The sequence below is a fragment of the Microbulbifer maximicatervae (SeqCode) genome, from assembly GCF_052467815.1.
Genome location: NZ_CP174326.1, coordinates 4,561,800 through 4,588,565 on the forward strand (window position 1 = coordinate 4,561,800; position 26,766 = coordinate 4,588,565).

The following is a 26,766-nucleotide window of genomic DNA, read 5'->3' on the forward strand; positions in this document are numbered from 1 at the left end:
AATCTACAAAATAGATATCTTTCTAAAATCCGGAACAAAACGATCACTACAAATACACCACTGCCCCGCTTTTACAAAGCTACAAGACTTAAAAATAAGGCAAGCAGCAGTCATTTATTTGAAAAAACTTACTCATATAAAACTATAAGCATGCTATATTTTTGCGGACCACAAGTCCACGATAAGCAACCAATATCACCATCAGGCAAACCAAACATAAAATAATTGTCGCCATTTAAAAAATCCACACCCTCAACAGCGGTATTTTTTAGATATCCCACCCAAATAGACATTCGGAAATTTCCCAGCACGGAAATATAATTAAAGCTAAGTAAACTAATAGTTAAGTTTATATTTACAATCAACAAACCCCAGCCGACAAATAGAGTTAAATCAATAGGCTCTTATTAAACTTTGTACGGGGTACGATAGCGCGACTAAAAAGCAGGGAAATATATACCGATAAACACGGCAAGATTAGAACAGTTAAGAGTAGATCTGGATAAAATGCCCAGTCTATTAGAAATTCGGTTGGACAATGCACCCTTCAAATATTGGCACATGGAGCCAATATTTAAAGGGCACAGCTCAGACTTAAGCGTCCTCGCGAACCACTAGAGCGGCAAAACCAAGCAATACGCTGCCACTAAAACGCTGAATCCATTTCTGTATCATTCCGCCTATAGAAACCGCTCGCCATTGCGACAGCATAATCGCAACCCCCAAGAACCACAGAAAGATAATGGATGCGTGAATCGAGACCAGTAAGAAAGCTTCATAGTAGCTAGCACTACCTACCGAGATAAACTGCGGGAAGGCGGCAAGGTAAAACATCGATACTTTCGGGTTCAGAATCTGGGTCAGGAAACCCTCAGCAAAATTTCGGCACGCATCACCAGGCGCTTTTGCGCTTGGCTGTAATCTATCGGGAGCCCTGTGAGCGGAAGGTCTCGAGAAAGTAGCCACTATCGTTTTTACGCCCAAATAGGCCAAGTAGGCAGCCCCGAGATATTTGATCAGGGTATAAAGTTCAGCCGACTGTAGAATAATCGCCGATAAACCCAGAATTGAGATGGCGCCGTGGGCAAACGTTGCCGAAACCAGCCCCAGAATATTCTCCACACCCGACCTCAGCCCCTTATCGGCCACCGTTTTAACAATGAGGACACTGTTCGGCCCCGGGGAAATTACTAACAAAAGGGAGACTGCGGCAAATGCAAGAATTTCACTCATAACAATAAACACCTTAAAGAAAGCCAATGGATAGGGGGTACATCTAAGGGGTATATCTAAGGAGGTCTCCGAGCCAAGGGTTGGCTCGGACTAAGGTCAATACAGGTAAGTTGCCGTACCGGTAGCAATCAATTCATCCGTGTCGTTAATCAACTCCATTCTCGTTACAACCAGCTTGTTACCGGTGCGCAGAATTGAGCCATGGCAGAGAAAGTGTTCTCCCCTGCCCGGCTTTAGGTAGTCTACACGCATGTCGACCGTACCCAGCTTTAATAGGCGATCCACTTTTTCTTTCCAGTGCACATCTCCCAGATGCTGGTAGGCGGCGACCATTGCGGTCAAACCACCAACCGTATCCAGAGCGGTGGCAATTACGCCACCGTGCAGGATGTTCTTCCACACATTGCCGATCAACTGTGGGTTCAGTTCAAAGCCTGCGGAAAGTGTGAGCGCCTCCAGGTCCAGGTCGCGCATCTCAAGTCCAATTTGTTGATTAAAAGGAATCTGCTCAAAAAATTCCTTTACCAACGCCTGAAACTCACTGGGTGAGGGTTCTGTCATAGGCGGGCAACCCGGTTGAGCCCATCCAGTGCAGCACTGCGATATGCCTCTGCCATGGTGGGGTAGTTAAAGGTGGTATTAACGAAATAATCGATCGAATTATTCGGTGCTGGTTGTTTCATAATGGCCTGGCCAATATGCACAATCTCAGCAGCCTCTGCTCCAAAGCAGTGAATGCCCAGGATTTCGTGAGTCTCGATATGGAACAAAATCTTGAGCATGCCTACGCGCTCACCAGAAATCTGCGCCCGCGCAGTGTGCTTGAACAGTGCGCGGCCCACTTCGTAAGGTACTTTGGCTGCGGTTAGCTCTGATTCGGTTTTACCCACAGAGGAAATCTCTGGAAGGGTATAAATCCCGGTAGGCGCATCTTCAATTACTCGATGGCCACGGCCCGCAATCGCTGCTGCAACCGCACGCCCCTGGTCATAAGAGGCACTGGCAAGGCTGGGCCAGCCAATCACATCACCTACCGCAAAAATATTTTCAATTTCGGTACAGTAATGATCGTCAACGCTCAATTGTCCGCGATGGTTCGCTTCCAGACCGACATTCTCCAGACCGAGGGAGCTGGTGTTACCAGTACGGCCGTTACACCAGAGCAATGCATCCGCATGAATACGTTTGCCGGACTGCATCTCCATAATTACGCCCTGCTCATTGGGCAGTACCCGCGCATACTCCTCCTGGTGGCGAACAGTCACGCCCATATCGCGCAGGTGATAGCTCAGCGCATCAGAAATCTCATCATCGAGAAATTCCAGCAGGCTGTTACGGGTATTAATCAAATCCACCTTAACGCCGAGGCCAGCGAAGATAGACGCGTATTCACAGCCGATAACACCAGCACCATAGATCATAATGGAGTGAGGGGTGTGCTGCATGTCCAGGATCATATCGCTGTCGTAGACCCGTTCGTGATCAAAGTCTACATCGGCGGGGCGATAAGGGCGTGAGCCAGTAGCAATAATAAATTTCTTCGCTGTAATAGTTTCCGCCGCACCATCGGGCATAAGCACCTCGACAGTATGTTCATCGCGGAACTTAGCTTCGCCGACGATTAGCTCAACCCGGTTGCGGGCATAAAATGAAGTGTGCATTTCCACCTGATAGGAAATGACTTTATTCACCGTCTGCATTACCTGGGGGAAAGTAAGGCGGCGGGGTTCACCCAATGCGCGAAAAACGCTCTGGGTGTTATAACGCATCAACTGTTTGACAGAGTGGCGCAGCGCCTTGGAGGGAATGGTACCTTTGTGAGTACAATTACCACCAACCACTTGGCGCTTTTCAATAACCGCAACGCGCATGCCCTTTTTTGCTGCGCTCATTGCGGCGGCCTCTCCAGCCGGGCCAGAACCAATTACTACCAGGTCAAACTTTTGCTCTGCCATTAAATGCTCTAATTCTATTTTCCAAACGGAGTCCACAGCGCGCTAACGCCATTTACTCAATACTAAATATACGGTTATCGACACCACTTGTGCCAATGACATAAAACAACAAGCCCGTTGATCACGGGCTTGTTGGAGAGGGAAAGCTTACTTGCGTTTAGATGCGTCGTAAGCGAGATCTTCGGCAGTCATCTGCTGCTGTCTTTGCCTCTCCTGTTCCTTTTCACACTCATCGTCATCGCCACCGCAGACTGTGCAATCCTGCTTCATGCCGATATTGTTGAGCCCGCCACAAGTTCCCTTTAACGGTTTGTTCTGAACCATGGCCCCGATCGCCATACCGGCAACAACGAGCAACATGGCCACAAAGGCAAATATGAAAATTGTCACTTCTCAGACCTCTCTACATAAGGTTTAAAGCCAGAGCTAGAACGCTCTTCGAAACCTGAATCAGTTTTCACCACCATAAAGACGGCTAGATTATCTCTTTCTGCCAACGCCATGCCGGCATCAGCACCGAGGACATTGATCGCGGTAGCCAGACCATCGGCTTCTGCACAGGTGTCGGCAATAACGGTTACCGATGCCAATTTGTGCTTTATCGACCGCCCGGAGCGTGGGTCGATGCTATGGGAGTAACGAACACCATCCCTTTCGTAGTAGTTGCGATAGTCTCCACTCGTAGCTACTGCCTTCCCACTCACCGCGATTGGCTCCTGCACCATCTGCCCTGCCACGCTGGGTACTTCAATGCCAATTACCCAGGTCTTACCCTTTGGATTCACACCCTTAGTTCGCAGTTCACCGCCAATTTCGACCAAGTAGTTTCGAATACCCAGGTCTTCCAATAGCTCGGCAACCCGATCAACTCCATGGCCCTTAGCAATCGCTGAAAGATCCACCTCAACGGGGCGGCTCTTGATAACAGTGTCTGGCTTACGGGTCAGGGTTAACGCATCGGAACCGACGACGGTTAGCAGATCGGCAATGTCTTTATCTGAGGGGATATGCTCCGGTTCCGGTTGGGGGCCAAAGCCCCACAAATTGACCAGCGGGCCGACCGTCACCTCAAAAGCGCCTTCACTGCGGCGATAAATATCCAGGGACATTTCCAGTACATCTGCCAAGTATTGGCTAACCGGGATCGCCTGCCCTACCGGGCTTTGGTTAAAGCGCATTAACTCAGAGTCGTCGATATAGGTCGACATCTCCTGGTTGACCTGCTGCAACTCATCGTCGATCAACTGCTGCAACTCACCCTGCTCCAGCCCAGGGGGCACCTGAACGACGGTGATGTGATAGCTGGTTCCCATGGTGCGGCCAGCCAACTGCCAGGACTCCGGCGAAGGAGCACAAGCCGATAAAATTACAACCGCCCAAAGCAAAAACAGGGCCGTAAAGACGGGCCCTGTTTTTGAGTTTGTCGGGCCTGTGATTGCTTTTAGCAAGCTAAGCCCTCCAATTATCCGCCGAAGTCATCCAGCAGGATATTTTCATCTTCTACACCCAAGTCTTTGAGCATATTGATGACTGCCGCGTTCATCATGGGCGGCCCACACATGTAGTACTCACAATCTTCCGGAGCCGGGTGGTCCTTCAGGTAGTTTTCATATACCACGTTGTGGATGAATCCGGTGTAACCGGTCCAGTTGTCTTCCGGCTGCGGATCGGACAGAGCCACATGCCACTGGAAGTTATCGAACTCGGAAGCCAGACCGTTGTAGTCATCTTCGTAGAACATCTCGCGCAGGGAGCGCGCACCGTACCAGAAGCTGATCTTACGGGTGGAATTCAGGCGCTTGAGCTGGTCAAAGATGTGTGAACGCATTGGCGCCATACCGGCACCACCGCCGATAAATACCATTTCGTTGTCAGTTTCCTTGGCGAAGAACTCACCGAAGGGACCGTACACCTTAATCTTGTCACCTGCCTTCAGGCTGAAAACGTAGGAAGACATCTGACCCGGCGGAATACCCTCAGTGCGGGGCGGCGGAGTCGCGATACGGATGTTGAACTTAACAACACCTTTCTCTTCCGGGTAGTTAGCCATGGAGTAAGCGCGAACCACTGGCTCGGTCACTTTGGACTCCAGCTTGAAGAAGCCAAAGTGCTCCCAGTCGCCACGGTACTGCTCTTCGACATCGAAGTCGGCAAACTTGACATGGTGAGCCGGAGCTTCCAGCTGTACGTAACCGCCAGCGCGGAAGTCAACGTTTTCACCTTCGGGCAGACGCAGAGTCAGCTCTTTAATAAAGGTGGCCACGTTCGGGTTGGATTCCACAGTGCATTCCCACTGCTTAACACCAAACACCTCTTCCGGCACTTCGATTTCCATGTCTTGCTTAACCGCAACCTGACAGGAAAGACGCTTGCCTTCTTTTGCATCGCGCGGGGTAAAGTGAGCCGCTTCAGTCGGCAGCATATCGCCACCACCGGAATTCACCTTACAGATACACTGCGCACAGCTGCCGCCGCCACCACAGGCGGAGGCCAGGAACAGGTTGTTGGCAGCCAGTGTTTGCAGCAGCTTGCCGCCGGCCGGTACGGTGAGAGTCTTCTCACCGTTAACCAGGATGTTGACGTTGCCGGTGTTTACCAGGCGCGAGCGGGCCGCAAGGATCACCGCTACCAGCGCCAAAACGATGACGGTAAACATCGCTACGCCGAGGATAATTTCAATACTCATTCTATTGTTTTCCCCGCTTAGATATCGATGCCGCCGAAGGACATGAAGCCCAGGGACATCAGACCAACAGTTACGAAGGTGATACCCAGACCTTTCAGGCCATCCGGAACGTCACTGTACTTCAGCTTTTCACGAATACCGGCCAGAGCGGTAATCGCCAGTGCCCAGCCGAGGCCGGCACCGAAGCCATAGGCAACACTCTCGCCAAACGCGTACTCGCGCTCAACCATGAACAAGGAAGCACCCATGATGGCGCAGTTCACGGTAATCAGCGGCAGGAATACACCCAGCGCGTTGTAGAGAGCCGGTACATATTTATCCAGGAACATCTCCAGGATCTGTACCAGTGCCGCAATTACACCGATGTAGGACAACAGGCCGAGGAAGCTCAGGTCCACGTCGGGGTAACCGGCCCAGGCCAGTGCACCGTCTTTCAGCAGGTAGGTGTAGATCAGGTTGTTCACTGGTACTGTCAGAGTCAGCACCACGATAACCGCAACACCCAGGCCAATAGCGGCCTCGATCTTCTTCGATACCGCCAGGAAGGTACACATACCGAGGAAGAAGGCCAGCGCCATGTTTTCAACGAAAACGGCGCGGATAATCAAAGAAATATAATGTTCCACGGATTAGGCCTCCTGCGCTTGGGAATTAGGCGCAATCTTGAACTCATCTTCTTCCACCTGTGCCGGTTTCCAGGCACGGATTGCCCAGATGAACAGGCCGATCAGGAAGAATGCACTCGGCGGCAACAGCAGCAGGCCGTTGGGGATATACCAACCGCCGTTGCTCACGGTAGTCAGGATATCTACACCGAACAGTTTGCCGGCGCCGAAGAGTTCACGAACCACCGCGAGACCGATCAGGATCACACTGTATCCCAGACCGTTACCAAGACCGTCGAAGAAGCTGGGCAGCGGCGGGTTCTTCATAGCGAAGGCTTCCGCACGGCCCATTACGATACAGTTGGTAATGATCAGACCAACGAATACAGACAGCTGCTTGGAGATGTCGTAAGCCAGGGCCTTGATCAGCTGGTCTACCAGGATTACCAAAGAGGCAATCACGGTCATCTGTACAATGATACGGATGCTGTTCGGGATCTGTTTACGGATCAGGGATACCGCAACGTTGGAACAGGCCACAACCGAGGTCAGTGCGATACACATTACCAGGGTAACCTGCAGCGAGCTGGTAACAGCCAGTGCAGAACAGATACCCAGGATCTGCAGCGCGATCGGGTTGTTGTTAAAAATCGGCTCTAGCAGAGTATCTTTAATTTTCATGCTTATGCCTCCCCTGCTTTCAGGTTTTTCAGGAAGGGACCATAACCCTGGTTACCCAACCAGAAGTTCACCAGGTTGCTAACGCCCTTACTGGTCAGAGTTGCACCAGACAGACCATCTACTTCGTGAATCGCGTCTGGGCTGTTGGGGTTAACCTGACCCTTGATCACTGCGATATCCACGTCGCCCTGGTTGTTGAAGACTTTCTTACCAATCCACTGGGCTTTCCAGTTGGGGTTGTCAACTTCACCACCCAGTCCCGGAGTTTCCTTGTGCTCGTAGAAGCCGAGGCCCGCTACGGTGTCGAGGTTGCTCTCCAGAGCGAGGAAGCCGTACAGGGTGCCCCACAGGCCATAACCGCGAATCGGCAGAATGATCTTGTCCAGCTTGCCGTCTTTCTCTACCAGGTATACCTCTTTGGTATTTTCCCGGCGGATAATTTTGGCAGTGTCCTCGTCAGCCGGCAGTTTTTCACTGTCAGACGGGATCTTGGCAGCAGCGCGACCACTGCCACCAGCCGGAGCCTGATCGGTAAACTTACCGGTATTCAGGTCGACGTATTTGATTTTTACGTCGGCGAAGGCCTTTTCGACTTCCGCTTTATCAGCGTGAGAGTCTTTCAACAGGCCGCCAGCCATCAGTACGTTGCGCTTCATGTCCAGCTCGGCATTCGCCTGCTGGGCAGGCTTCAGCATTACCGCAGCGGTGGATACCACTACGGAGCACACCAGGCACATTACCAGCGCGACAATCAGAGTACCGGTTACGGAATCTTTATTAGCCACGTGCCAACCTCCGTTTGATATTGGACTGCACCACAAAGTGGTCAAACAGCGGAGCGAACAGGTTGGCGAACAGAATCGCCAGCATCATGCCTTCCGGGAAGGCCGGGTTCACCACACGAATCAGGACAACCATCACCCCGATCAGGATGCCGTACCACCAGCGACCGGTGTTGGTCATCGCAGCGGATACAGGGTCCGTAGTCATAAAGATCAGACCGAAGGCAAAACCGCCCACTACCAGGTGCCAGTACCAGGGAACCTGGAACATCGGGTTGGTCTCGGAGCCGATCATATTGAACATGAAAGCAGTGGCCATCATACCCAGCAGGGTGCCAGCTACGATGCGCCAGCTGGCGATCTTCATGCCCATCAGGATTACGCCGGCAATCAGGATAGCCAGGGTAGAGGTTTCACCAATGGAGCCATGGATCTGGCCGAAGAAGGCGTCGAACCAGGTTACCTGGCCAACAGCAGCATTGACGATACCGTTCTGGATGCCTTCGCTTGCCATAACAGACAGCGCGGTAGCACCGGTGTAACCGTCAACCGCAGTCCAAACCGCATCGCCGGACATCGCTGCCGGGTAGGCAAAGAATACGAAGGCGCGGCCGGTAAGTGCCGGGTTTAGGAAGTTCTTGCCGGTACCACCGAATACTTCCTTGCCGATAACCACACCGAAGCTGATGCCCATAGCCACCATCCACAGAGGCAGATCCGGCGGACAGGTCAAGGCGAACAGGATGGAGGTTACAAAGAAGCCTTCGTTGACTTCGTGACCGCGCACCGCAGCAAACAGGACTTCCCAGATACCGCCCACAATAAAAGTGACCGCATAAATAGGCAGGAAGTACATAGCGCCGTAGACAAAGTTGTCCCACAGGCTAGCTGGGTTGTAGGAAGTCAGAGCGCCGATAATGGCGTGACGCCAGCCGGACAGATCCGGGTTGGTCATACCTTCCAGAATGGTGTTGGACTGGAAACCGATATTCCACATACCGTAGAACGCCGGGATCATGGCACAAGCCCAAACGGTGATCATAATACGCTTCAGGTCGATACCGTCGCGCACGTGAGCAGTGGTTTTGGTCTTGTCTGCCGGCTGGAACAGACCGGTGTCAATCGCTTCAAACAGGGCGTAGAACTTTTCGAACTTACCGCCTTTGTGAAACTTGGGTTCGATCGAATCGAGGAATTTACGCAACATACTTACCCCTCCTTCTCAATACGGGTCAGGTTGTCCCGCAAAATGGGGCCGTACTCGTACTTGCCCGGACACACAAAGGTGCACAACGCCAGATCTTCTTCGTCCAGCTCCAGTGCGCCCAGCTTCTGAGCCATTGCAGTATCGCCAACGATCAGGGAGCGCAGCAACTGAGTGGGTAGTACATCCAGCGGCATGACTTTCTCATAACTACCGACGGGTACCATGGCACGCTCAGAACCGTTGGTGCTGGTGGTGAAGTTGAACAGCTTGTTCTTCACCAGGCGCGACAGATAAATCGGGAATACAGAGAAACGCTTATTACCCGCACGCAGATAGTGCAGGAACGGACGCTCATCGCCCTCTTCCAGTACAGAAATCTGGTTGTGGTAGCGACCCAGGTAAGCCATCGGGCCAGCAGCGGTGCGGCCACCAAATACAGAGCCGGAGATGATGCGATCGTTATCGCCTTTCAGCTCATCAGAAGTCAGGGTTTCCAGACTGGCACCGAGGCGGGTGCGCAGCAGACGCGGCTGCTTGACCTGAGGGCCTGCCAGGGAAACGACACGATCGGTAAACAGCTTACCGGTGGTAAACAGTTTGCCTACAGCGATCACATCCTGGTAATTAATGGTAAATACACTGCGGTTGCCAGAAACTGGCTTCAGGTAGTGGATGTGGGTACCGGACAGACCTGCCGGATGGGGGCCGGCAAAGGTTTCGCGGCGAATATTCGCTGCGTTCGGTACTGGAATATCCGTATCTGGAGCAGTACAGACGTAAGTGGTTTCTGCCAGTTTGGAAAGAATCTCAACGCCCTGAGAGAAGGCTTTGGGATTCTCAGCAATCACTACTTCTGGATTGGCTGCCAGAGGGTTGGTGTCCATCGCATTGATAAACACAGCTACCGGCTCAGCGTCCAGGGCGGGAACGCGGCTGAACGGGCGGGTGCGCAGTGCGGTCCACATGCCGGACTCAACCAGGTTTTCAACGACCTGTTCGCGAGTCAGACCAGACAGTTTATCTGCGCTGTAGCTTTGGAACTGTTCCGCTGCATCGCCGTCTATGCCAATCACGACGGATTGCAGAACACGACGAGCGCCACGGTTAATCGCAACAACACGACCGGCAGCAGGCGCTGTGTAGCGCACGCCTTCAGTTTTTTTGTCGCTAAACAACAGCTGACCAAGATTGACGCGATCCCCTACAGCCACTGCCATTGTCGGCTTCATCCCGTGATAATCGGGGCCGAGAACAGCAACGGTCTTGATCGCAGGTCCTTTTTGAATGACCTGCTCGGGCGCGCCGGATATGGGTAAGTCCAATCCCCGACGGATCTTTCTCATACGCCTATGCCTAAGTTTCTAGTTTAAAAAAATTGCAATAGGACCCACCGTCCCATGCCTGGGATGACGGGTCCTATTGTGGAATTCCGTGCTGCGAGGGCTTATGCCGTATCACCCGTGAACCGGGAGGAAGGAAGCTGACTAATTGGTTGTGCGCGCTAACTTCTCGGCGCACGGCCGCCCCGCAAAATCGCGCGCATTATAAAGACGGGCCAGAGTCATTACCAGCCTGGAAAGTCGTTAAGTGGCACTAAGATCGGAAATTTCTGTTGAAAAAACAGGGATTTGGGGAGGCATGGCGCGGCGACTGGGACAGTCGCCGGAACCCCGCAGTCGGCTCTGGGTACCGACTGCGGCGAGGAGGCTTGACGCCTTAGTCTTCTTTGGGGAACTGCTTATAACGAACGCCAGCCATATCTTCCAGGCAGCGAACTACCTGACAGCTATAACCAAACTCGTTGTCATACCAGCAGTAGAGCACAGCGTTCTTGCCATCCACGATAGTCGCAGTGGAATCGAATACGCAGGCAACGCGGGAGCCAACAAAATCGCTGGACACCACTTCCGGGGAGTTGGTGAAATCGATCTGCTGACGCAGCGGCGAGTGCAGTGCCACATCGCGCATGTATTCGTTCAGCTCTTCCTTGGTGGTCTCTTTACCCAGGTTCAGGTTAAGGATCGCCATGGAAACATTAGGAGTCGGAACGCGAATTGCGTTGCCGGTGAGCTTACCTTTCAGCTCGGGCAGCGCTTTGGCAACCGCCTTGGCAGCACCGGTTTCAGTCAGAACCATATTCAGCGCTGCTGCGCGACCGCGACGCTCACCTTTGTGGTAGTTGTCGATCAGGTTCTGGTCGTTGGTGTAGGCGTGTACGGTTTCTACATGGCCGTGCTCAACGCCGTAGCCATCCATCATCGCTTTCAGGACAGGCACGATGGCGTTAGTGGTACAGGAAGCGGCGGACAGTACCTTGTCTTCCGGCTTGATGTCGCTGCTGTTGATACCGTAAACGATATTCTTGATATCGCCCTTGCCCGGTGCAGTCAGCAGCACCTTGGAAGCGCCTGGGCTCTGCAGGTGCTGGCTCAGACCTTCTTCATCACGCCATACACCGGTGCTGTCAACGATAATCGCATCGTCGATACCGTGCTGGGTGTAATCCACTTCCTGAGGGGAGTTGGCGTAGATGATCTTGATTTCGTTACCGTTACAGATCAGGGAGTTGGTCTCCTCGTCCACACGGATAGTGCCCTGGAAGGCGCCATGTACGGAGTCGCGACGCAGCAGAGAAGCGCGCTTCACCAAATCGTTGGGGGCCTTGCCCTTGCGCAATACGATAGCGCGCAGACGCAGAACATCACCACTACCAGCCTTGTCGATCAGCAGGCGGGCAACCAGACGGCCGATACGACCAAAACCGTAGATCACAACATCTTTGGATTCGGGCAGAGGCTTGCCGGCACCCGCTGCGTCGGACAGCTCTTCACGTACAAACTCGTCCACAGACAAGCCGCGATCATCGCGCATGTACTTGTTGGTCATGGTTCCCAGGTCGATATGTACGGGACCCAGCTCCATCTTGCAGATGGCTTCCAATACAGGGAAGGTTTCAAACTCGGAGAGTTCATTTTCCTCAACCTGACGCACGAAACGGTGCGCTTTCATAATGCTCAGCACTGAGCGATTAACCAGGTTGCGGCCGTACATATAAATACCGACGTTGCTCTCACGGTTGAGCTTTCCAATCATCGGGATCATGGATTCAGCCAGTGCTTCACGCTGTTTCCAGTCCTTGAAAAAGTCCGCGGGCTTCGGTCGCTTCTGAGTCACTATCGGACACCTCTGCAATGTATTTAGTAGGCAAGAAATACGGCCTTGAAACCACTCAGGACCGCATGGCTGCGCATTATAGTGTTCGCTTTACACTGCGCAACTGAGCAAAAAAGAGCCAAAAAAATGTAGTAAAACTACCTTTTTGTAGTCCACCCGAGCGACATTGCGCAATCCATAAAAAAGCGTAGTTGTTCCCGACTGGAAACACAGGCAGGGTTAACATTCCCTGCAAGCAAAACTGTTCGCGGCTACAATAGCCGACCTCGAAGACATCTCGAATGAATGCGCGGATATATAAGGAAAGATGACAGAAATACAGCCCCTGACCCCACCGAAGTTTCGCTCCTCCAGTGACCGACAATTTTGGGGACAACTGCATGGCGCAGCTGCCGCGCTCGCCATCCTCAACGCGGCACGCAATAACAAAGCGCCCACCCTGTTAATCACAAAGGACAGTCTCGAAGCGCACCGTTTAGAGGTGCAATTGAAATTTTTTAACAAAGCGCGGCGAGATAAGGGGGAAAACGGGGAGCTGGAAATTTTCCATTTTCCCGACTGGGAAATTCTCCCCTACGACACCTTCTCCCCCCACCAGGACATCATCTCGGATCGCCTCGCCACCCTTTACCAGCTGCCGAAAATGGGGGCCGGGATCGTCATAATCCCAGTTAGCACCCTGATGCACCGGCTACCACCCTGCAATTATATTGCCGGCAATGCGCTGATATTGGAGGAGGGGCAGCAGTTTGATATCGATATCCAGCGGAGACTGCTGGAGCAGGCCGGCTACCACTGCGTAGACACCGTCTACGAACACGGCGAATTCGCTGTGCGCGGCTCACTGATGGATATTTTCCCAATGGGCAGCCCCCTGCCCTACCGCATCGATCTGTTCGACGATGAAATTGAATCCCTTCGCACCTTTGACCCGGAAACCCAACGCACCATCGACAAGGTGAAAACCATTCACCTTTTGCCTGCGCGGGAATTCCCTTTGCACAAGGCTGCCTTGTCAGGATTCCTGCAAAATTGGCACGGTGAATTCGATAGCGACCCCAGCCAAGTGCCAATTTACCAGGATATCAGTGCAGGAATTGCCCCGGCGGGCATTGAGTACTACCTGCCCCTGTTCTTCGATGGGAACTGCTCAAGCCTGTTCGACTATCTGCCCGAGGGCAGCCAGGCATTTTTACAGGGAGATATCCAACAGCCGCTGGACAATTTCTGGCGCGAAGTCAACAATCGCTATGAAAGTCGTCGCGGCGACCTGACCCGTCCCATATTGCCACCGCGCCAGATTTTACTGGAAATTGATGAGCTTAACGGTGCCCTGAAGTCCATGCCCCGGGCAATCTTCTCTACGGAGAGTCTTCCGGAAGCTCAGGGCAACTGTAATTTTGACACTTCCGTACCCCCCTCACTGCCAGTAGATGGCAAGTCCGAACAACCCCTGGCTGCACTGGAAAGCTACCTGATGGAATACTCCGGTCGGGTGCTATTTTGTGCTGAAAGTAGCGGGCGTCGCGAAGCGCTGCTGGAGCTATTAAAGGGCATACGGCTCAGCCCTCCCAGCTTTCAAAGTTGGCAGGACTTCCTCGCCGCAAAGGACACTATCGGCATTACCGTAGCCCCCATCGATCAAGGGCTGCTGCTTAAGGACCCGCAAATCAACTTGATCGCGGAACCGCAGTTATTTGGTGAGCGGGTACTGCAGCAACGCCGCCGTAAAAAAGCCAAAGATGAAGCGGACAACGCGGTTAAAAACCTGGCTGAACTGCGCATGGGCACTCCCGTCGTTCACATTGATCACGGCGTAGGTCGTTATCGCGGCCTACAGCACCTGGAGATCGACGGGCAACCGGCAGAATTCCTGACCCTTGAATATGCCGACGATGCCAAACTCTACGTACCGGTAGCCAGCCTGCACTTGATCAGCCGCTACTCCGGTGCCGATGAAGCCCTGGCCCCGCTGCACAGAATGGGCAGTGAACAGTGGCAAAAAGCCAAACGCAAAGCCGCCGAGAAAGTCCGCGATGCAGCTGCGGAGCTGCTGGATATCTACGCCCGCCGCGAAGCCCGTATTGGCCATGCCTTCGATAACCCTCAATTGGCCTACCGGGAATTTTCCGCAGGTTTCCCCTTCGAGGAAACTCCAGATCAACAACAAGCCATCGAGGCAGTTCTGGGGGATATGCTCTCAGATAAGCCGATGGACCGACTGGTATGCGGCGACGTGGGATTCGGCAAGACCGAAGTGGCCATGCGGGCTGCATTTGTCTCGGCCCACGCAGGTATGCAAGTGGCCATGCTGGTTCCCACCACCCTGCTGGCCCAGCAACACTATCAATCCTTCCAGGATCGCTTTGCCGATTGGCCGATCAATATCGAGGTGATCTCCCGCTTCCGCTCCGGCAAGGAAGTGGACAGCGTGAAAGAGAAGGTTGCCAGTGGCAAGGTGGATATCCTGGTTGGCACCCACAAGCTGTTGCAAAGCGATCTGGACTTTAAAAATCTCGGCCTGCTGATTATCGACGAAGAGCACCGTTTTGGCGTCCGGCAGAAGGAGCGTCTGAAGAGCCTGCGCTCTGAGGTGGATATCCTCAACCTTACCGCTACCCCTATTCCCCGCACCCTTAATATGGCCATGGCCGGTATTCGCGATCTATCGGTGATCGCCACCCCACCAGCACGGCGTCTCTCCGTGAAAACCTTCGTGCGCGAGCGCGATGATGCCCTGGTAAAAGAAGCTATCCTGCGGGAAATCCTGCGCGGTGGTCAGGTGTATTTCCTGCACAACGAAGTCAAAAGCATTGAGCGAATCGCGCGGGAGCTACAGGAGATGATCCCCGAGGCCCGTATCGGCATAGGCCACGGCCAGATGCGCGAACGGGAGCTGGAACAGGTGATGAGCGACTTCTATCACAAGCGCTTCAATGTCCTGGTCTGTACCACCATTATCGAAACCGGTATCGACGTCCCCACAGCCAACACGATACTGATCGAGCGCGCAGACAAGTTCGGCCTGGCCCAGCTTCACCAGTTGCGCGGTCGCGTGGGACGCTCGCACCACCAGGCCTACGCCTACCTACTGACTCCCAACAAACGCTCCATGACCAATGACGCCGTGAAGCGCCTGGAAGCGATTAGCGAGGCCCAGGATTTAGGTGCAGGCTTTACCCTGGCTACCCACGACCTGGAAATTCGCGGTGCAGGCGAACTGCTAGGTGAGGAACAAAGCGGGCAGATTCAGAGTGTCGGTTTCAACTTGTATATGGAGATGCTCGACAAGGCAGTGAAGGCCATTCGCGAGGGCCGCACACCGAATATTGACGAACCCCTCGAATCCCCTGCGGTGGACGTCAATCTGCGGGTTGCTGCGCTGATTCCCGAGGACTACCTGCCCGATGTCCACGGCCGACTGATCATGTACAAACGCATTGCCAATGCCACTGACGGGCAGCAACTGAAAGAACTTCAGGTAGAGATGATCGACCGTTTCGGGCTACTGCCGGAATCGGTAAAACACTTGTTCCGCACCACGGAGATCAAGTTAAAGGCCGAGAATATGGGCATCCGCAAACTTGAGGCCTCTGCGGCAAGAGGGCGTATCGAATTTGCGGAGAATACCCGTGTAGATCCGCTCACTTTGGTTAAGATGGTGCAAACCCAGCCAGGACGCTACCAGCTGGCCGGCGCAAACCAACTGAATTTCAGTCTCGATGAGGAGGGTACTGATCGCAAGCTCCAGGAAATTAACGAAGTTCTGGAAAAGCTTGCACAGTGATACCATCCGGCAGGCAGCAGCGGGAGCTGGCGGCAAAACTAATTAGTCTCCTACTCCCGCTTAAACGGCCTGTCGACAATGACACCCTCGGCACCCAAATAGAATTGTTTAAGTGGTAAACCCATGAAAAGGATAATTAGCCTCTGCTCAACCCTGGCGCTCACGCTGGCAGCAACCAGTGCCCAGGCCGTCAACTACGCTGGCAATACTTTCGAAATAGAAATGATCGTATTCGAGCGCCCCCAGGGGATGGAAAGAACCGCAGAGACCTGGCCGACGGCACCCCGTCTTCAGTATCCATCAAAGTGGATCGACTTTGACACCCTGCGCACCCCAACTCAGCCAACAGAGGATGAGGTGTTATCGCTTGAAGACATCATCTCGAGCCCAGAAACGAGCGGCCCAGCCGATATTGAATCATCGGAGCTTGAGGGCGACGCATCTACTAGTTCGCAGAACTCTGAGCAAGCACCAAGAAACTTGCTGCTAAGACCTGTACCCAGGCTGCTGGACAACAAAGCCGCCGCAATTTCCAGGGCTGGTGACAGGGTCCTGTTTCACAAGGCCTGGCGCCAGGTTTTAAAAACCAAGAGAAACTCCCCGGCCATTCTGATTGATGGCGGCAGCCAGCTCAGCGGCCACAGCCAGCTTGAGGGATCTATCACCCTGAGTGTCGCTCGCTATTTACATATCAGTACTAATTTGTGGCTCAGCGATTTTTATACGCAACCCGGGGAACACAGTATTCTTCTTCCTCAGCGCCCACAAAATAAAATCGAAAAGCCACTACAAATCCTAACCGGTAATTACAGTGATATTGAAAATTCATATTCACAAAATAACGGGTTTGATATCGAAAATAGTCAGGGCGCAATTAACACAACTGAGCCACTCACACTGGGCGAGCCGGAATTTATAAAAGAAGAGCCATTATATGTAGCCCAGGCTGCGAGACTGCAACACGAGAGACGTTTGCGTAGCGGACAACTTCATTATATCGACCACCCTGCATTTGGCATTCTTATTGAAGTGCGCACTGTAGCCAAACCCAAAGAAGACTCGCAAAATATAGATATACTTAATTCCGACCAAGAAAAAGATAACCGCACAGAAAGTTAATTTATTTAAATAACCGACTTTCGCCAATGGCCCCTGCAAATCTTGCCGGGGCTATTATTTTAAATATACCTTTAAAACTCTTCACCTCAAACGAATTAATTTCACCATCACTACAAGTACACCCCACCCAACCGATATTTAATCAATTTATCTTTAATCAAAATACAGCCAGCAAACAAGCAAATACCGCCACCCCACAACAACATAAAATTGCAATCAGTGGGGCAATATTCCTGGAGCATTAAAGCAATAATTAGCACAGCGGTATTGAGCACAATAAACTCACTCATATACACACAATTACATTGGGGACTTTAGGCGGGGCGGGATATGACCAAATCTACAAAGAGGGACACAAATGCAACTTAAAGAAGAAGAGCCTATATCCACTGCAAAGTAGCAAACAAAAAAGCGGATCATAAAGATCCGCTTTTCAGAGGCGCTGACAGGGCCGGCGTCAATTGAGCCGCAGGACCCTACACGACAACAGTTCTTTCAACGAGTGATCTATAAATCACTCACAGGGAACAACATCTTCCGCCAGCAGTCCTTTGTCACCTTGTTGCATTTCGAACTCTACCGCCTGCCCCTCATTAAGGGTTTTGTAGCCCTCGCCGCGAATGCTGCGATAGTGAACGAAAATATCTTCAGTTCCTTCTCCACAGGTGATGAAGCCATAACCCCGTGCGTTATTAAACCACTTCACTGTACCTGTAACGCGATCACTCATTGAGAAAACCTCATTATTGTTATTGCGCCTACCTCTTTTACCTCACTGCTCAATTCGGCAAGAGGGGCAAACGCCACCCCATTGTTAACAAACTGCTCCATGCAGAATGCTATCTTGCTTAATCCGATGAGCATATACCCAAAGGACGTACCCTGATTCTTAGATAAAACAGCGCCAGTGTCTAGTTTTCTATGTGAAATAAATACTACGTTTTTCCCAATATGCGTAATTAACCGTCAAAATCTTCAATAGTGCTCAATTAGAAACTAATCATTTGTACCTTATTGCACTCCCATTCCTCAACTGTCTAACGCGGCCTCTCGCGTTAATGAAGGTATATCGGCAATATGTAATGTTGAGGTTGGGAATGCACAGGATGCCCCATATCCCTCAATTATTTTAAGAATCGTTAATAGAACATCCTGTTTTACTTCATGATAACGAACCCAATCGGTAGTGCGGGTAAACGTATATATAAAGAAATCCAAAGAGGAGGAAGCAAAACTATTAAAATTAACAATAAGCGTACGATTAGAATCAATTTCCGGATGTTCCTGTAACATATTTTTAACATCCGCCACGATTGCCGCCATATGATGTGCATCTTCATAACGAATACCAATCGTTTCAAAAATCCTACGATTTAACATACGGGAAGGATTTTCTACCGCAATCTGGGTGAAGATGCCATTGGGAACATAGACGGGTCGCATATCAAAAGTGCGGATTCTGGTCAGGCGCCAACCGATATCTTCCACGGTCCCCTCAATCTCCTTATCGGGGGAGCGAATCCAGTCGCCCACCGCAAAGGGCCGATCCAGATAGATCATCAGGCCACCGAAAAAGTTTGCCAGCAGGTCCTTGGCCGCAAAACCGACAGCAAGCCCGCCAATACCACCAAATGCCAAAACACCACTGACGCTATAGCCCAGGAACTGCATGACCACAATTCCCGCCGTGATCACGATTGAGGCCCTGACCAGTTTGCCGATCGCACGTACCGTAGTGGCATCCATCGGCTTGCCCATATAGCGCGGATCGCACAGATTGTGTTCCACGCTGTGTGAGAATCGCCAGGCAAACCAAGCCATCACCAGGATCAAGCCTATTTCCCGCGTCGGTGCAGCCAGGGAGAATATCTCGGCACCAGTGGCGTCCCCCGCTCGCTGGGCAGCGACACTCAAGCCCAGCAGCCATACCAGTACCTGCCCGGGAGGGGAGAGTGCCCCAACCAAAGCATCATCCCAGGGATTAACCGTCTTTTCCGCCTTAATGGCCATGCGCTGCACAAACCGGCCAAATAACCAGGCCAACACCCCAGACGCAAGTACTATGAGGAAAACAGAAACTATCCAGACCCGGTTCTCACCAAGCCAGGACAACAGCACGCTCTCAACGGACTCCACTCGAACCCCTCCGCTTTAACCAACAATCAGTAATATCCGTACAACGCCTTCTCAATAGACGACGGATCTCAACAACTTATTTCAGCGCATTATGGAAGCTAACCACTCCCTGGTTCTGTGCCACCGCGCACTCTTCTCAAGCTCCCCCCAGGAGCCGATCACCGGCCTGCCACCCATGGCCGACAACCGATGAGTGGACTCCGGTTTGGGCACAAAGGTATCCAGTGCCGCCAGCGCCTCAAAAGCGCCGACACGATTGTTGCATACGATACCCATATCACAACCGGCTTCCAGGGCTGCGCGAATCCTATCGCCATAGCCTCCGGCCGCACCCGCCCCCTCCATAGACAGATCATCACTGAAAATCACTCCATTGAATCCCAGCTGTCGCCGCAATACGTCCTGCAGCCAATAGCGGGAGAATCCCACCGGCTGGCTATCAATGTTGATGAAGCGGATATGGGCCGGCATCACCGCGGTAAGTTCCTGGGCTCCAATACAATCGATAAACGGAAGTGCATCGGTTGCCAAGACCTGATCCAACGAGCGCTTATCCTCTGGCAACTCCACATGACTGTCTTCCAGCACGTGGCCATGCCCCGGAAAATGCTTGCCTGTCGTGGCCATTCCCGCTTCGCGCATTCCTTGGATAAAGGGGCGAGCCAGTGCGGTTAACTGGGCGGGGTCGGGACAAAAACTCCGATCGCCGATCACCCTGCTGTGACTGTCATCCGCATCCAAAACCGGCGCAAAGCTAAAATCCACGCCTACAGCCAGCAACTCTGCGGCCAGCAGCCACCCCACATCCTGTAATTGCTCGTTACTGGCGACAGCACTAAGGGCCTGCATTGAAGGTATTCGCGTAAAGTCATCGCGAAACCGCTGAACCCTGCCACCCTCCTGATCTACCGCTAGCAGGATCTCTGGTCGCACCGCACGGATGGAGTTAACCAATTGGATAAGCTGCTGGCGATCCCGATAGTTTCTCGCAAAAAAGATCAGCCCGCCCACCATCGGATGCCGAAGCAACTCACAGTCTTCCTCGGTGAGTTCAAGCCCCTCGATATCCACCATGACCGGTCCGGGTGGTAAAGACATATTAAGTTCCTTATCGATTTAAGAGTGCGCCCACTAATTATCTACCTTCAACATGGCCGAAGCAGCGGGTACCAATCGCTCAAGAGTCTGGGTCAGGGTACTGTCAGAACCGAAATCCTCCCGCAGGATAGCCTCAATCGCATCGTGGCTCGACAGTGTGAAAATGGTCGCTCCCAGCATAAAGTAGAGGCGCCAATAGAAAGTTTCTGGGTCCAAGCCCGGTAGCGCTTCAGCCAGCAGTCCGGCAAAACGGCGGTAAGTATCCCCGTATCGAGATACGATAAATCGACGCAAATGCCCCTGGAACTGGGTATAAGCCAATCCTAAAAGACGCATAAATCGCTGTGGATCCTTTCCCTCCAGCCCAAGGCTTCCCAACCCAACTCGATACAGGCATTCGATCAGCTCCTCCACCCCCAGGGGCTGCCCCAGGGCAATACGGCGATCAAGCTCTTCTTCCAGAGCGTTAGTGAAAGGCGTTAAAAAGCGTTCAAATACCGCCTGTATCAATTCTTTCTTGGAGCCGAAATGGTAGTTAACTGCCGCCAGATTAACCCCGGCCGTGCTCGTAATTGTTCTCAATGAGGTTTCAGGAAAACCCCGTTCAGCAAACAGCACTTCCGCTGCATCGAGTATCCGGCTGACCGTATCTATCTGGCTCATAAGTATCAAACCACCATTTAAAACATACGTTTAATCGACGCCAGAGTAGCACATTCTCACTGATCTAGAGCCCGCCAGCTAAGCCCTCCACTCAGCAAGGTGCAAGAGTAAAAATAACAGGGAAAAGTATGTCAGGCGGCAAGATCAATACTGCTGGAGTTGATCTCCCGCCAACTTGAGCAAGTACGCCACCCCACCAGCCGACATAGCCTTTTAGTCCGGGGGCAGCTTTAACAAAAATAACTTTGAAAATTTTTTCGGTATTTTAAGATCACCCGAATAATTATTCTTTCACCTGCATATATTTCATAATCAGGGCCGCAGCCTCCTCCACACTATCAACGATATGAAAAAGGTCGAGATCACTGGCATCGATACAATCGCGCTCTAACACTGTATCTACCAACCAATCGTACAACCCACTCCAGTAACGCTTACCTACCAACACAATTGGGAAACGCCGCACTTTCTGCGTTTGCACCAAGGTAAGAGCTTCAAACAACTCATCCAACGTGCCGTAGCCACCGGGAAGTCCAACGAATCCAAGTGCGTGTTTTACAAACATAAATTTCCGTACAAAAAAATATCGGAAGTTCAAACTGATGTCCTGATATGGATTTGCCGCCTGTTCAAAAGGCAGTTCTATGTTTAGCCCAATTGATGCGCCGGGCTGCCCGAAAGCCCCTCGGTTACAAGCCTCCATCAGCCCCGGCCCACCACCGGTAATCACGGGGATCCCTTCAGCCGCGAGCAACTCTCCCAACTTTACCCCCTGTTGATATTCAGGACTGTCCTCTGTAAATCTCGCCCCTCCAAACACTGTCACTGCACCACCTAACGCTATCAGCCGCTCTATCCCATCTACCAATTCAGACTGAATGCGAAGCACTCTCCAGGCTTCCGGCATTTTTGCATCCAACATTATTTTTCCCTCTTTGTCAGTTCCTTCAACGCTTTCTTCTCTCCTTGCTTTCTCCATCAATGTAGCAGCTCACAAAGACTAAAACCTGAGGATTGCGCGAACAATAAATCTGTATATAATTCCAGCAACTGTATATAAATACAGAAAACTAGGTAAATCTATGACCAATCTCACCGCTCGTCAGTCCCAGGTTCTCGACCTGATCAAGTCCTACCTGGATGAAACAGGCTACCCGCCAACGCGGGCAGAAATTGCCCAGGAGCTCGGCTTCCGCTCGCCCAATGCCGCCGAGGAACACCTGAAAGCGCTCGCCAGAAAAGGCGCCATTGAGATGGTTGCCGGCGCCTCCCGGGGTATTCGAATTCCGGATCACCAATCCGGCTTGCCGATTGTGGGTAGAGTAGCTGCGGGGAATCCCATACTCGCCAGCGAACATATTGAAGATTACTGCGACTTGCCCGCGAGCTTCTTCCACCCCCCCGCAGATTATCTGTTGAGGGTGCATGGTATGAGTATGCGAGATGCGGGCATTCTCGATGGAGACTTGCTGGCAGTGCAAAAGACCGAGCAAGTACGCAATGGCCAAATCGTTGTTGCCCGTATCGATGACGAAGTCACTGTAAAACGCTTTCGCCGCAAGGGAAATCAGGCAACCGTTCAGTTGCTACCTGAAAATGATGACTTTGAGTTAATTCAAGTCGATATGAGAGATAAGAACTTTGTGATTGAGGGATTAGCCGTAGGGGTCATTCGCCAAGCTCCTTAAACCCCTAAAAACGACAACAGCGGCCATTGGCCGCTGTTGATAAAACTCAAACTAACGCTGACGTTAGTGGATAGTATGATTTACCGGCATTAATTCATCTTCTTCCTCGAAGTAACCAGCCTCAAGATCGTCTAGATTTTGTACGGCTTCAATGCCCGCTTCCAACATAGCCCTTGCCACAGCAACCTTGTTCTTGCGCAGAAACTGAAGGCTTTCCGCAGAAAAAGAAATGCTTACCAAAGGGTCCTCTTTATGGCCAGCACGACGCAAAGCTACATCGCCATTAGCCAGCTCGATTATTTCAAAAGTTTCGGAGGACATTCGCTTTTCCTTCACGGCACAACAGTTTGCGCCCAGTGTACCACAGGCTTGCGATAAGTTTCATTCATCCAATTTGAGAGGCTTCTGGCTCCTGACTTTCGAGGCAGTCTATTACCAGCACGCTGTATCAAAGGATTATCTAAACCACTGAAGAGATCACAAGAGAAGAGTGAATTGCTTTGCACGTTGCACCGGTTGCGGGTTATGTCGAGTGGGCCACAACTACTCTATTGTGACTCACTCAAAGGACAGCGGAGTTTCCCGCAGAAGTGCGCCTAATATCAACAACCTTCAAAATTCGCAGAAATATTACGAACCTATTCAGAAGTTCACCGAATTCGAATGCGTATTAGTTAACACTCATCCAAGTGAGCGCGCTGCCTCACCACCAATTCATTCAGCGAGCGATGCCACTGAAGCAGCAACTCTTTGGACAAAGGTGCAAACTCGGGCTTGGCAACTTCGTTGTGTAGCGGGATTAAATTAACCTGTTGCTGTTTTTCATCAGCACCCACAGATATTTTCTGCTGCTCTTCCCAGGCGTAAAGCATATGGGATAACCAACTCTGCGGGTCGCCGACCAGGCCGGACAGCTCATTGGCCTCTGCACTAGCCCTACCCTGAACGCCCAGCGCATCAATGATCAACTGCGGAGACTCCGGTTCGAACCCCAACTGAAGCTGGGCTGCCTGCTCTGCCAGAAAGGCCCGATAGGCCTTGCACAACTGCATCAACGCTGCCTCTTCCAGCGCATCGCGCTGGAGAGGCAAATCCCACGGCTGTTGCAGCAACAGCTGGCTCTTGCGTAGAGCCGAAGTGACATGAATCGTGTAAGAGTTACTCATTACCTACTTCTTTGCCGCTGTCTTTTTAGCTGCCGGTTTCTTGCGCTTGGCGGCAGTGCTCTTGGTGGAGGCCTCTACTTTCCAACCACCATCACGATAAAAAGCACGCCAACCGGTCGCTTTGCCTTCTTCCTCAGATTGAACATATTGCTCCTGGGTTTTGCGGCTGAATCGAACTACGGTATCCCGCCCACTATCATCTTGCGTCGGTGCAGAGAATAGGAAACTGTACTTTGGATCGATCTCCCTCTGGTGAGGCAGCAGCTCTTTAACCAGGGGCGCACGGGTCTCACGGTTTTTCGGGAACTGGCTGGCAGCCAGGAATAGACCCGAGGCACCATCTCGCAGGATATAGTGATCCTCAACTTTGATACAGGCCAATTCCGGCATGGGAACCGGGTCCATTTTCGGCGGCGCCGGCTGCCCATTTTTCAGTAGCTTGCGGGTGTTTTTACAGTCTTCATTGGTACAGCCGAAGTACTTGCCGAAGCGACCAGACTTCAACTGCATATCACTGCCACACTTATCGCACTCAATAATGGGGCCGTCATAACCTTTAATTTTAAAAGTGCCCTGCTCAATCTCGTAGCCATTGCAATCCGGGTTATTGCCACAGATATGCAATTTACGCTGCTCATCTAACAGGTAGCTATCCATAGCCGTGCCGCACTTGCCGCAGCGGCGCTTCTCCCGCAGCAACCTGGACTCAGCTTCCTCGTCCTTATCCGCATCGACCGCCTCATCACCAGAAACCAGGTTCATGGTATTGGTGCAACGCTCTTTTGGCGGCAGTGCGTATCCAGAGCACCCCAGGAATACACCGGTGGAGCCAGTGCGGATCTGCATATGGCGGCCACATTTGGTGCACTCGATATCAGTATCTGTCGGCGTGTTGCGACGCATACCTGCATCGGCAGACTGGGCTTTTTCCAGGCGCCCGGAAAAGTCCTGATAAAACTCATCGAGCAGTTGCTTCCAACCCTTATCGCCGTCGGCAACCGCATCCAGGGATTCCTCCAGGTTTGCGGTAAATCCGTAGTCCATCAGGTTCTTGAAACTTTCGCTGAGACGGTCGGTAACAATATCCCCCATTTTCTCAGCGTAAAAACGACGGTTTTCCAAGCGGACATAACCGCGATCCTGGATCGTGGAAATAATGGAAGCATAGGTGGAGGGGCGGCCGATACCGCGCTTCTCCAGCTCCTTAACCAGGGCCGCTTCACTAAACCGCGCAGGCGGCTTGGTGAAGTGCTGCTTGGGATCCAGCTGTTGCAGGGATAGCTTTTCGCCGACCTTCACATCAGGAAGCACCAGATCTTCATCTTTCTTGCCGCTCGGTGGCGCAACTTTCAGGAAACCATCGAAACGAATAACTCGACCCCGCGCACGCAACTCAAAGTCACCAGCGCTGACCACGATTGAAGAGGAAGTAAATTGGGCGGGCGTCATCTGACAGGCCACGAACTGCTGCCAAATCAGGTTGTATAACCTCTCCGCATCCCGCTCAACCCCGGACAACATATTGGGGGCGATACGAACATCGGACGGGCGAATCGCTTCGTGCGCCTCTTGAGCGCCCTCTTTACTGCTGTAGCTATTGGGGCTTTCTGGAAGATACTTATCGCCGTAATTCTCGGCGATATAATCCCGTGCAGATTCCACAGCCTCTTTACTGAGATTGGTGGAATCTGTACGCATGTAGGTGATATGACCGGCTTCATACAAGCGCTGGGCCAGGGTCATGGTCTTCTTCACACTGAAGCCGAGGCGGTTACTGGCCGCCTGCTGCAAGGTGGAAGTAATAAATGGTGCGCTGGGCTTGGAGCTGGTTGGCTTATCGTCACGAGCGGAAACAACAAACTCACTGGACTGAAGCTGCTTGGCAGCACTCATTGCCAGCTCTTCGTTGGTAGGACGGAAAGCCTCACCAGCCTGCTTTTTCACCTCGAGGCGCAGCTTGGAAGCCTTTGCCGTCGCCGTATCGGCAAACAGGGTCCAGTACTCTTCCGGGATAAACGCGCGAATCTCCCGCTCCCGCTCAACCACGAGACGGACCGCAACAGATTGCACACGACCCGCAGACAAGCCCCTGGCCACTTTTTCCCACAGTAGAGGGGATACCATATAGCCAACGATTCGATCGAGGAAACGGCGCGCTTGCTGGGCGTTTACCCGATTAATATTCAGACGGCCGGGATCTTTAAAGGCCTCCTGAATCGCAGACTTGGTAATTTCATTAAACACTACCCGGCGGTAGCGATCGTTATCGCCACCAATTGCTTCACGCAAATGCCAGGCAATTGCCTCTCCCTCGCGATCCAAGTCCGTTGCGAGATAGATATGATCGGCGCCTTCGGCGAGTTTTTGTAACTCACTCACCACTTTCTCTTTACCCGGCAGTATCTCGTAGTGGGCTTGCCACTCGTGATCCGGGTCGATCCCCATACGCTTAATCAGCTGATCGCGGTTTTTCTTCCGCTTGTAAGCCTCTTTCGCCTCGGGGGAAAGCTTGCGTGTTTCCGCTGCACGACGGGCGCGCTCCTTTGCGTCAACCGGCTGTTTATTGCCCCCACCTGTGGGCAAATCGCGAATATGGCCGACACTGGACTTCACAACAAAGTCCTTGCCGAGATATTTATTGATGGTTTTCGCTTTGGCCGGTGATTCGACGATGACCAGTGATTTACCCATAAGCCTTTGATTTCAAATGAAAATTTACTGCTATTGCAAGTCTTTCAAGCCCTCTTATCGGGCTTGTGCTGCGCGAATATATAAGCCTCACTTCA

General features: G+C 52.2%; 25 protein-coding genes. 4 read left to right on the forward strand and 21 right to left on the reverse strand.

Annotated elements, in window-relative coordinates:
* Positions 1–128: 128 nt before the first annotated feature.
* The 13 genes from ACJJIW_RS19735 to ACJJIW_RS19795 form a co-directional block, all read right to left on the reverse strand.
* A complete protein-coding gene (locus ACJJIW_RS19735; RefSeq protein ID WP_282932337.1) occupies positions 129–293 on the reverse strand; it encodes a hypothetical protein in 165 nt (54 codons plus the stop codon).
* Positions 294–594: 301 nt separating this feature from the next.
* Positions 595–1,233 (reverse strand): LysE family translocator, encoded by a 639-nt coding sequence (locus tag ACJJIW_RS19740; RefSeq protein WP_444936156.1) that lies wholly within the window; start codon positions 1,231–1,233, stop codon positions 595–597.
* Between the two features lie 96 nt (positions 1,234–1,329).
* On the reverse strand, positions 1,330–1,794 hold the full coding sequence (locus ACJJIW_RS19745) for a thioesterase family protein (protein WP_282932335.1): 465 nt from the start codon (positions 1,792–1,794) through the stop codon (positions 1,330–1,332).
* Positions 1,791–3,188, reverse strand: coding sequence for a Si-specific NAD(P)(+) transhydrogenase (gene sthA / locus ACJJIW_RS19750; RefSeq protein WP_108733649.1), 1,398 nt, complete (start codon positions 3,186–3,188; stop codon positions 1,791–1,793). The genes ACJJIW_RS19745 and sthA overlap by 4 nt, the downstream gene beginning before the upstream one ends.
* Before the next feature lie 147 nt (positions 3,189–3,335).
* Positions 3,336–3,578 carry a (Na+)-NQR maturation NqrM gene (gene nqrM / locus ACJJIW_RS19755; protein ID WP_282932334.1) on the reverse strand — a complete coding sequence of 81 codons (243 nt, stop codon included), beginning with the start codon at positions 3,576–3,578 and terminating at the stop codon, positions 3,336–3,338.
* The gene (locus tag ACJJIW_RS19760) at positions 3,575–4,636 is read right to left on the reverse strand and encodes an FAD:protein FMN transferase (protein ID WP_444936157.1); all 1,062 of its coding nucleotides are present in this window, start codon (positions 4,634–4,636) and stop codon (positions 3,575–3,577) included. The genes nqrM and ACJJIW_RS19760 overlap by 4 nt, the downstream gene beginning before the upstream one ends.
* 14 nt (positions 4,637–4,650) lie before the next feature.
* Positions 4,651–5,874, reverse strand: coding sequence for an NADH:ubiquinone reductase (Na(+)-transporting) subunit F (gene nqrF / locus ACJJIW_RS19765; protein WP_108733652.1), 1,224 nt, complete (start codon positions 5,872–5,874; stop codon positions 4,651–4,653).
* Between the two features lie 17 nt (positions 5,875–5,891).
* On the reverse strand, positions 5,892–6,500 hold the full coding sequence (nqrE, locus tag ACJJIW_RS19770) for an NADH:ubiquinone reductase (Na(+)-transporting) subunit E (RefSeq protein WP_020413086.1): 609 nt from the start codon (positions 6,498–6,500) through the stop codon (positions 5,892–5,894).
* A gap of 3 nt (positions 6,501–6,503) precedes the next feature.
* The gene (locus tag ACJJIW_RS19775; RefSeq protein ID WP_282932331.1) at positions 6,504–7,160 is read right to left on the reverse strand and encodes an NADH:ubiquinone reductase (Na(+)-transporting) subunit D; all 657 of its coding nucleotides are present in this window, start codon (positions 7,158–7,160) and stop codon (positions 6,504–6,506) included.
* A 2-nt stretch (positions 7,161–7,162) separates the two neighbouring features.
* Complete coding sequence (locus ACJJIW_RS19780) at positions 7,163–7,945, reverse strand: Na(+)-translocating NADH-quinone reductase subunit C (protein WP_282932330.1); 783 nt, start codon at positions 7,943–7,945, stop codon at positions 7,163–7,165.
* Positions 7,938–9,149, reverse strand: a complete 1,212-nt coding sequence (locus ACJJIW_RS19785) for an NADH:ubiquinone reductase (Na(+)-transporting) subunit B (protein WP_444917559.1) — start codon at positions 9,147–9,149, stop codon at positions 7,938–7,940. The genes ACJJIW_RS19780 and ACJJIW_RS19785 overlap by 8 nt, the downstream gene beginning before the upstream one ends.
* A gap of 2 nt (positions 9,150–9,151) precedes the next feature.
* On the reverse strand, positions 9,152–10,492 hold the full coding sequence (locus ACJJIW_RS19790) for a Na(+)-translocating NADH-quinone reductase subunit A (RefSeq protein ID WP_282932329.1): 1,341 nt from the start codon (positions 10,490–10,492) through the stop codon (positions 9,152–9,154).
* A gap of 373 nt (positions 10,493–10,865) precedes the next feature.
* On the reverse strand, positions 10,866–12,326 hold the full coding sequence (locus ACJJIW_RS19795) for a glyceraldehyde-3-phosphate dehydrogenase (protein WP_444916215.1): 1,461 nt from the start codon (positions 12,324–12,326) through the stop codon (positions 10,866–10,868).
* A gap of 304 nt (positions 12,327–12,630) precedes the next feature.
* Here ACJJIW_RS19795 and mfd point away from each other — a divergent pair, with 304 nt between their 5' ends.
* The 3 genes from mfd (at position 12,631) to ACJJIW_RS19810 (ending at position 17,474) form a co-directional block, all read left to right on the forward strand.
* Positions 12,631–16,110, forward strand: coding sequence for a transcription-repair coupling factor (gene mfd, locus ACJJIW_RS19800; protein ID WP_444936158.1), 3,480 nt, complete (start codon positions 12,631–12,633; stop codon positions 16,108–16,110).
* A 123-nt stretch (positions 16,111–16,233) separates the two neighbouring features.
* Entirely contained in the window at positions 16,234–17,229 is a 996-nt protein-coding gene (locus ACJJIW_RS19805) for a CsiV family protein (protein WP_444936159.1), read from the forward strand.
* 26 nt (positions 17,230–17,255) lie between these two features.
* Positions 17,256–17,474 carry a hypothetical protein gene (locus ACJJIW_RS19810; protein ID WP_282932326.1) on the forward strand — a complete coding sequence of 73 codons (219 nt, stop codon included), beginning with the start codon at positions 17,256–17,258 and terminating at the stop codon, positions 17,472–17,474.
* Positions 17,475–17,743: 269 nt separating this feature from the next.
* On the opposite strand, the gene ACJJIW_RS19815 is transcribed toward ACJJIW_RS19810, so the two are convergent.
* The 5 genes from ACJJIW_RS19815 to ACJJIW_RS19835 all read right to left on the reverse strand — a co-directional run bounded on the left by ACJJIW_RS19815 (position 17,744) and on the right by ACJJIW_RS19835 (position 22,048).
* Positions 17,744–17,959: a cold-shock protein gene (locus tag ACJJIW_RS19815; protein ID WP_020413094.1), complete on the reverse strand. Its 216-nt coding sequence runs from the start codon at positions 17,957–17,959 to the stop codon at positions 17,744–17,746.
* 299 nt (positions 17,960–18,258) lie between these two features.
* Complete coding sequence (locus ACJJIW_RS19820; RefSeq protein WP_282932325.1) at positions 18,259–19,365, reverse strand: mechanosensitive ion channel family protein; 1,107 nt, start codon at positions 19,363–19,365, stop codon at positions 18,259–18,261.
* Between the two features lie 81 nt (positions 19,366–19,446).
* Positions 19,447–20,463: a beta-N-acetylhexosaminidase gene (nagZ, locus tag ACJJIW_RS19825; protein ID WP_444936160.1), complete on the reverse strand. Its 1,017-nt coding sequence runs from the start codon at positions 20,461–20,463 to the stop codon at positions 19,447–19,449.
* 33 nt (positions 20,464–20,496) lie between these two features.
* Entirely contained in the window at positions 20,497–21,126 is a 630-nt protein-coding gene (locus ACJJIW_RS19830; RefSeq protein WP_282932323.1) for a TetR/AcrR family transcriptional regulator, read from the reverse strand.
* A gap of 283 nt (positions 21,127–21,409) precedes the next feature.
* A complete protein-coding gene (locus ACJJIW_RS19835; protein WP_282932322.1) occupies positions 21,410–22,048 on the reverse strand; it encodes an LOG family protein in 639 nt (212 codons plus the stop codon).
* 160 nt (positions 22,049–22,208) lie between these two features.
* Between ACJJIW_RS19835 and lexA the strand changes: the two genes are divergently transcribed.
* Complete coding sequence (gene lexA, locus ACJJIW_RS19840; RefSeq protein WP_413662434.1) at positions 22,209–22,814, forward strand: transcriptional repressor LexA; 606 nt, start codon at positions 22,209–22,211, stop codon at positions 22,812–22,814.
* A gap of 63 nt (positions 22,815–22,877) precedes the next feature.
* Here lexA and ACJJIW_RS19845 read toward each other — a convergent pair whose 3' ends face one another.
* From ACJJIW_RS19845 to topA, 3 genes are all read right to left on the reverse strand, one after another.
* Positions 22,878–23,135 (reverse strand): hypothetical protein, encoded by a 258-nt coding sequence (locus tag ACJJIW_RS19845; protein ID WP_108733665.1) that lies wholly within the window; start codon positions 23,133–23,135, stop codon positions 22,878–22,880.
* A gap of 353 nt (positions 23,136–23,488) precedes the next feature.
* The gene (locus ACJJIW_RS19850; protein ID WP_282932319.1) at positions 23,489–23,980 is read right to left on the reverse strand and encodes a DUF6586 family protein; all 492 of its coding nucleotides are present in this window, start codon (positions 23,978–23,980) and stop codon (positions 23,489–23,491) included.
* A 3-nt stretch (positions 23,981–23,983) separates the two neighbouring features.
* A complete protein-coding gene (topA, locus tag ACJJIW_RS19855; RefSeq protein WP_444936161.1) occupies positions 23,984–26,671 on the reverse strand; it encodes a type I DNA topoisomerase in 2,688 nt (895 codons plus the stop codon).
* Positions 26,672–26,766: the final 95 nt, after the last annotated feature.

Coding starts and splice junctions, on each gene's coding strand:
- ACJJIW_RS19775 (WP_282932331.1), bottom strand. CDS start 7,160: ATGAAAATTAAAGATACTCTGCTAGAGCCGATTTTTAACAACAACCCG.
- ACJJIW_RS19815 (WP_020413094.1), bottom strand. CDS start 17,959: ATGAGTGATCGCGTTACAGGTACAGTGAAGTGGTTTAATAACGCACGG.
- nqrF (WP_108733652.1), bottom strand. CDS start 5,874: ATGAGTATTGAAATTATCCTCGGCGTAGCGATGTTTACCGTCATCGTT.
- ACJJIW_RS19785 (WP_444917559.1), bottom strand. CDS start 9,149: ATGTTGCGTAAATTCCTCGATTCGATCGAACCCAAGTTTCACAAAGGC.
- lexA (WP_413662434.1), top strand. CDS start 22,209: ATGACCAATCTCACCGCTCGTCAGTCCCAGGTTCTCGACCTGATCAAG.
- ACJJIW_RS19850 (WP_282932319.1), bottom strand. CDS start 23,980: ATGAGTAACTCTTACACGATTCATGTCACTTCGGCTCTACGCAAGAGC.
- ACJJIW_RS19805 (WP_444936159.1), top strand. CDS start 16,234: ATGAAAAGGATAATTAGCCTCTGCTCAACCCTGGCGCTCACGCTGGCA.
- ACJJIW_RS19810 (WP_282932326.1), top strand. CDS start 17,256: ATGGCCCCTGCAAATCTTGCCGGGGCTATTATTTTAAATATACCTTTA.
- ACJJIW_RS19740 (WP_444936156.1), bottom strand. CDS start 1,233: ATGAGTGAAATTCTTGCATTTGCCGCAGTCTCCCTTTTGTTAGTAATT.
- ACJJIW_RS19830 (WP_282932323.1), bottom strand. CDS start 21,126: ATGAGCCAGATAGATACGGTCAGCCGGATACTCGATGCAGCGGAAGTG.
- sthA (WP_108733649.1), bottom strand. CDS start 3,188: ATGGCAGAGCAAAAGTTTGACCTGGTAGTAATTGGTTCTGGCCCGGCT.
- ACJJIW_RS19745 (WP_282932335.1), bottom strand. CDS start 1,794: ATGACAGAACCCTCACCCAGTGAGTTTCAGGCGTTGGTAAAGGAATTT.
- topA (WP_444936161.1), bottom strand. CDS start 26,671: ATGGGTAAATCACTGGTCATCGTCGAATCACCGGCCAAAGCGAAAACC.
- ACJJIW_RS19790 (WP_282932329.1), bottom strand. CDS start 10,492: ATGAGAAAGATCCGTCGGGGATTGGACTTACCCATATCCGGCGCGCCC.
- nagZ (WP_444936160.1), bottom strand. CDS start 20,463: ATGTCTTTACCACCCGGACCGGTCATGGTGGATATCGAGGGGCTTGAA.
- ACJJIW_RS19845 (WP_108733665.1), bottom strand. CDS start 23,135: ATGTCCTCCGAAACTTTTGAAATAATCGAGCTGGCTAATGGCGATGTA.
- ACJJIW_RS19735 (WP_282932337.1), bottom strand. CDS start 293: ATGTCTATTTGGGTGGGATATCTAAAAAATACCGCTGTTGAGGGTGTG.
- ACJJIW_RS19835 (WP_282932322.1), bottom strand. CDS start 22,048: ATGTTGGATGCAAAAATGCCGGAAGCCTGGAGAGTGCTTCGCATTCAG.
- mfd (WP_444936158.1), top strand. CDS start 12,631: ATGACAGAAATACAGCCCCTGACCCCACCGAAGTTTCGCTCCTCCAGT.